Below are 6056 nucleotides of genomic sequence, written 5' to 3'. Positions count from 1 at the left end.
GCCGGCCCCGCCCGGCGGCTCGTCCGGGACGCGGAGGCGCCCCGGAGCCGCGTGATCAGCAGTGGACGCCCGCGTGAGATCGGCGCTGGACGCCCGCGCATGCGGCCCGGACACCGGTGTGACCACCGTCCGCGGGTCGGGGAACGGGCAAGGGATCCCCACCCCGAGATCCCCTGCCCGCACCGCGACCCGCGGACGGGTCACCCGGGCCGGGCACTTACTTGGACAGCGCCCAGCGGGCCTGGGTTCGGACTCCGGGGTCGGAATCCGCGAGCGCCTCGGTGAGGGCGGTCAGGACCTCGGGATTCGTCGGCGCCCACTGTTCGAGGGACTGGACGGCGGCGCGCCGGACGTCCACGATGCCGTCGCGCAGCGCCCGGATCAGGGGGCGGACGGCGACGTCCGGGGCGGCGTACGCGAGCGCCATCGCCGCGCGGCGGCGGACCTGCCAGCTCGTGTGGGCGGTGGCGGTGACGATGCGTCCGACCAGCGGTTCGGGGGCGCCGAGGCCGGCGACGGCGTCGATGGCCGCCATCCGGACGACCGGGTCGTGGTCGGCGAGCAGGTGGTCGAGCGCGTACGGGGCCGGGTCCCGGAGCACCGGAACGGAGGCCACGCCGTCCGCGCCGTCCGCGCAGTCCGCCGCGGATGCCGTCGCGTCCGGTGGAGGCGGCTCGGTCGGCGCGCTCTCCTCGGCGAGCCGGGCGAGGCCCTCGGCGACCGCGACGCGGACCTCGCGGGCCGGGTCGTCGGCGGCCTCGGCGACCTCGTCCGCCGCGCGGAGGGTGACCAGGGCGAGGACGGCCTGCACGCGCACGTGCGGCTCGTCCTCCTGGAGCGCCTGGGCGTAGAGCTCGGTCGCGGCGCGGACGAGGGTGTCGAGCAGCGCGGTCGCGGTGCGGCGGACGCGCTCGTCGCGTTCGGACGCGGCGGCAAGCAGCAGGGCCTCCACGCCCTCGGCGCCGATGGCGGTGTCGGGCAGGGCGTCCAGCGCGTCGGCGGCCGTCCCGCGGACGCGGTCGTCGGGGTCGGCGAGCATCCAGGCCAGGGTGTCGGCGGCTCCGCGCGGTCCCTCTCCGGAGCGCAGCAGCTCGCTGAGGACGAGGACGGCCGCCCCGCGCACCTCCGGGTCGGTGTCGCTCAGGTAGGGATCGAGGTCGGCGAGCGTCGGCTCGTCCAGCGCCCGGACCTCCGCAGCAAGGGCCGTGGACGCGGACGCGGCAGTCGCGGAGTCGGAAACGGAGCCGATGGGAGTAGGGGGTATCGGAACAGGGGTGATGGGCGTGAGCGACATGGCGAACCTCTGTCTGCCGGGCGGATCGTCGTGGACGGCGTGCGAGGGCGGTGCCGCGCCCGCACGGGCCTCCGGGTGCGCGCGTCGGGGTCCGAAAAGGGGACGCGGAGCCGGAGGCTCCGTCAACACAGGGCGCTGGCCTGCCGCCGGAGGTCCACGTGGCGGCGCGCGACGAGGGAGGTTCGTGCGGTCACGGACCCATGCTGACCCAGCTTTCCCTATTAGTCAACCAAGAAAGTAGGGAATTCGAGCGGAGAAGAGGGGGCGCGCCCCCGCGCGCCCCCTCTTCGTACAGTCGCTCACGCGACGCTCTCCGCTTCGGGAGCGGCTGCGGCCTCCGTCCCGGCGGCGGGGCGCGGCTTGCGCAGCAGGACCAGGGCGGCCACCCCGCCGACCGCGGCGATCACGGCGGCGGTCACGAACGCGGCGCGGAAGCCGTCGGTGAGCCGGACGGCGTCGCCGAGGGCGTTGGCGCCGTGCGAGGCGGCGAAGGCGGTGGCGCCGGCCAGGCCCAGGGCCGATCCGACCTGGTAGGAGGTGTTGACGATGCCGGACGCGAGGCCCGCCTGCTCCGGCGGGGCGCCGGCGAGGGCGGACATCATGGTCGGGATGAAGGCGAGCGACATCCCGAGCGCGGCCACCAGGGACGCGGCGAGCACGTCGGCGGCGAAGCTGCCGTCGGGGCGGACGAAGGTCAGCCCCGCCAGGCCGAGCGCCAGCACGAACAGCCCGGTCACCGCGAGCGGCTTCATCCCGAAGCGGGCCATGAGCCGGCCGGTCACGCCGACCATCAGGATCATGATGGTGACGGTCATCGGCAGCAGCGCCGCGCCGCTGGCGAACGCCCCGAAGCCGAGCACCTGCTGCAGGTAGAGGTTCAGGAAGTACCAGGCCGGGATCCAGGCCGCGCCGAGCAGCGCGAACGCCAGGTTGGCCGCGGCGAGGCCCGGGACCCTCCAGATGGACGGCGGGGCGAGCGGGGCCTTGACGACCTTCTGCACGATCGCGAACAGGACCAGCAGCAGCGCCGCGCCGGCGAACTCCAGCAGCGTCGAGGCCGAACCCCAGCCCTGCTCCGGCGCCCGGACGACCGCGAGGACGGCGAGGGCCAGGCCACCGGTGACCGAGATCGCGCCGAGCAGGTCCACCGAGCCGCGGTGGCCGCGGACGGCGGGCAGGACGGCCGGGACGGCGGCGAGGGTCGCCAGGCCGATCGGGATGTAGATCACGAACACCCACGGCCAGCTCAGCCACTGGGTGAGCACGCCGCCGAGGAACACGCCGGCGGTGCCGCCCGCGGGGGCCGCCGCGCCGTACAGCGCCATGGCCTTGCCCAGCTCGCGCGGGTTCGCACCGAAGGTGATCATGAGCAGCGTCATCGCGGCCGGGGTGATCAGCGCGCCGCCGACACCCTGGATCCCGCGGCCGAGCAGTTCGACCCACGCGGTCTGCGCCGCCGCGGCGACCACCGAGCCACCGATCAGGACGGCCCATCCGGCCATGAAGACCCGGCGGGCGCCGAGCAGGTCGGCGAGCCGTCCGCCGAGGAGCAGCAGGCCGCCGAACACGACCACGTAGGCGTTGAACACCCACTGCAGGCCGCCGGGAGAGAAGCCCAGGTCGTGCTGCATGTCCGGCAGCGCGACGCCGATGATCGAGGTGTCCATGATGACCATGAACTGGGCCGTGGCGAGCACCAGGAGGGCCCACCACCGCCTCGGGTCAGACGCGGACATCGCCGCCTCCTATACCTATAGGGGGTATGTCTTTCCGACGCGGAGAAACGTAACACACCCCCTGGGGGTATGAACGATCGAGACGGGTGAGCTGCGTCACACACGCGAGAGCCCCCCGCCCGCGATACCGCGGACAGGGGGCTCGGGTGCGCCGCGAGACGGCCACCGGGCGGACCTCGCGAAGTGGCCGTGGGACCGGCCTCGGGCCCCAGGCCGGCAGCGCTCGTGGGTCAGGTCTTCTCGAGGAACTCCGTGCGCTCGACGTCGAGCAGGGACGCCAGCTCGGCGGCCAGCCCCGGATGCCGTTCCAGGTCCGGGTCGTCCTCGACCAGGGCGGTCGCCTCCTCGCGGGCGAGCCGGATCACGTCCTCGTCGCGCTGCAGGGTCAGCAGCCGCAGGCTGGACGCCCGGCCCGCCTGCGCCGCGCCGAGCACGTCGCCCTCCCGGCGCTGCTCCAGGTCCAGCCGGGACAGCGCGAAGCCGTCGGTCGTCGAGGCCACCGCGTCCAGCCGCTCGCGCGCCCTGGACCCCGGCTCGGCGTCGGTGACCAGCAGGCACAGCCCGGGGAGCGTGCCGCGCCCCACCCGGCCGCGCAGCTGGTGGAGCTGCGACACCCCGAACCGGTCCGCGTCCATGATCACCATGACGGTCGCGTTCGGCACGTCCACACCGACCTCGATCACCGTGGTGGCGAGCAGCACGTCCAGCTCGCCCGCCGTGAACCGGCGCATCACCGCGTCCTTCTCGTCCGGGTGGAGCTTGCCGTGCAGGACCCCGATGCGGAGCCCGGCGAGCAGTTCGCCCTCCAGCATCGGCAGCAGCTCCATGATCCCGAGCGGGGACCGGCGGCCCTCCTCGTCCGGCGCGGGGACGTCGCCCTCGTCGCCCTCCTGCTCGCCGATGCGCGGGCAGACGATGTAGACCTGCCGTCCCTTGCCGGCCTCCTCCCTGATCCGCTCCCAGGTGCGGGCCAGGAAGGCGGGCTTCTCGGGCGGCACCACGTGCGTGCTGATCGCGGACCGTCCGGCGGGGAGCTGTCCCAGCACGGACGTCTCCAGGTCGCCGAACACCGTCATCGCGACCGTCCGCGGGATCGGGGTCGCGGTCATGACCAGCACGTGCGGCCGTCCGCCCGCGACCTTCTCGCGCAGCGCGTCCCGCTGCTCGACGCCGAACCGGTGCTGCTCGTCCACCACCATGAGCCCGAGGTCGGCGAACTGGACGTGGTCCTCCAGCAGGGCGTGCGTCCCGACGACGATCCCGGCCTGCCCGGACGCCGCCTCCAGCAGCGCCTCCCGGCGCGCCTTGGCCCCCTGCGACCCGGTCACCAGCGTCACCCGCGTCGCCTTGTCGGCCCCGCCGATCTGCCCGGCCTGCCCGAGCTCGCCCAGCATCCTGGTGATCGACCGGTAGTGCTGCTGCGCCAGCACTTCCGTCGGCGCGAGCAGCGCGGCCTGCCCCCCGTTGTCCACGACCTGCAGCATCGACCGCAGCGCGACGATCGTCTTGCCCGCCCCGACGTCCCCCTGCAGGAGGCGGTGCATGGGGTGGGACTCGGCGAGGTCGGCGGCGATCTCCTCGCCGACCTTGAGCTGGCCCTCGGTGAGCCCGAACGGAAGCCGCGCGTCGAAGGCCCGCAGGATGCCGTCGGGCGCCGGCGGACGGGGCTTCGCCGGGAGCGCCGCGGCGGCGCGGCGGCGCTGGGCCAGGGCGATCTGCAGGACGAACGCCTCGTCCCACTTCAGGCGCCTGCGGGCGCGGCCGAGCTGCTCCCAGTCCTTCGGCCGGTGGATGCCCTCGTAGGCGTCGGTCAGGGAGATCATGCCGAGGCGTTCGCGGATCGCCGCGGGCATCGGGTCGTCGCCGAGGTCGGCCATGTCCAGGACGGTCGCGACCGACTTGCCGATGGCGTCGATGTCCAGGCCCTTGGTGGTCGGGTAGATCGGGATGATCTCGTCCGCCCACTCCCGGGCCGCCTCGTCCGCGTCGCGGGCGGCGACGACCTTGTACTGCGGGTGCGCGAGCTGCCGCTGCGGACGGCCCGACCGCGGCCGGTAGGTGCTGATCTTGCCCGCGAACAGGCCGCGGGTGCCCGGCGACAGGTCGCGCTCGGGCACGTAGGAGCCGCGCCGGCCGAAGAAGCTCAGCTTCAGCTCGCCGGTGCCGTCGGTGACGGTGATCTCCAGGACGTAGCCGGGGCTGCGGCTCAGCGTGCGGCCCTGCACCTTGACGACCTCGGCCATGACGGTGACGTGCTCGCCGTCGGCCAGCTCGTTCAGCGGGGTCAGCTCGCCCCGGTGCGCGTAGCGGCGCGGATAGTGGTGCAGCAGGTCGCCGACCGTGTGCAGGTCAAGGCCCTTCGAGAGGACCTTGGCGGTCTTGTCGCCCAGGACTTTGCGCAACGGCTCGTCGAGGTTCGTCACCCGTCTTTTCTACCGCGCCCCTCCGTCGTTCCACGCCGTCACTCCACGCCGACGAGCAGGGGGTAGCGCTCCTGGCGCCCGTCGTAGGAGACCGCCTCGACGTCCGGGTGCCGGTCGCGCAGGTGCGTTTCGAGGGCGCCGGTCAGCCCGGCGGGCGCGCCCTCGCCCCGGACGAGCGTGACCAGTTCGCCGCCGCCCGACAGCATCCGGTCGAGCAGGCCGCGCGCGGTCCCGGCGAGGTCACGGCCGATCAGGGCCACGTCGCCGTCGATCAGGCCGAGCACGTCGCCCGGACGGCACAGTCCCACGCTGGTCACGGCCTCCTCCGCGGCGATCTCCAGCCGGCCGGACCGGGTCGCCCCGGCGGCCCGGGTCATCGCGATCACGTCGTCGGAGAACCGGCGCAGCGGGTCGTGCACGGCGAGCGCGGCCAGCCCCTGGACGGACGCCCGGGTCGGCACGACCGCGATGCGCGCGCCGCCCTCGCGGGCGCGTTCGGCGGCGGCCTCGGCGAGACCGAGCACCTCCGGCTCGTTCGGCAGCACCGCCACCTCGTCGCCCGCCGCCAGGACCGCCTCGGCGAGCACCGCGAGCGGCGGGACC

General features: G+C 74.5%; 4 protein-coding genes and 1 pseudogene. All 5 read right to left on the bottom strand.

The annotated features are described in order from the left end of the window. Nucleotides 1–217: 217 nt before the first annotated feature. Nucleotides 218–1294, bottom strand: a complete 1077-nt coding sequence (locus DZF91_RS08585) for a HEAT repeat domain-containing protein (RefSeq protein ID WP_117356948.1) — start codon at nucleotides 1292–1294, stop codon at nucleotides 218–220. 122 nt (nucleotides 1295–1416) lie between these two features. Further along, nucleotides 1417–1488 carry a putative leader peptide gene (locus DZF91_RS43100; RefSeq protein WP_407920898.1) on the bottom strand — a complete coding sequence of 24 codons (72 nt, stop codon included), beginning with the start codon at nucleotides 1486–1488 and terminating at the stop codon, nucleotides 1417–1419. A gap of 105 nt (nucleotides 1489–1593) precedes the next feature. Beyond that, nucleotides 1594–3030, bottom strand: a complete 1437-nt coding sequence (locus DZF91_RS08580) for an MFS transporter (protein WP_117356947.1) — start codon at nucleotides 3028–3030, stop codon at nucleotides 1594–1596. A gap of 230 nt (nucleotides 3031–3260) precedes the next feature. Next, on the bottom strand, nucleotides 3261–5453 hold the full coding sequence (gene recG, locus DZF91_RS08575) for an ATP-dependent DNA helicase RecG (protein ID WP_117356946.1): 2193 nt from the start codon (nucleotides 5451–5453) through the stop codon (nucleotides 3261–3263). Nucleotides 5454–5491: 38 nt separating this feature from the next. Further along, a pseudogene (locus DZF91_RS08570) lies at nucleotides 5492–6056 on the bottom strand (DAK2 domain-containing protein); the annotation flags it as partial.

This window comes from Actinomadura logoneensis (assembly GCF_003428695.1).
Taxonomy (GTDB): domain Bacteria; phylum Actinomycetota; class Actinomycetes; order Streptosporangiales; family Streptosporangiaceae; genus Spirillospora; species Spirillospora logoneensis.
Note: the sequence above shows the minus strand (reverse complement) of the source record. Positions and strands in the feature narration are given on the sequence as shown.

Bases quoted from the DNA above. Each gene is read 5' to 3' on its own strand.
- DZF91_RS08585 (WP_117356948.1), bottom strand. From the start codon at position 1,294: ATGTCGCTCACGCCCATCACCCCTGTTCCGATACCCCCTACTCCCATC.
- DZF91_RS08580 (WP_117356947.1), bottom strand. From the start codon at position 3,030: ATGTCCGCGTCTGACCCGAGGCGGTGGTGGGCCCTCCTGGTGCTCGCC.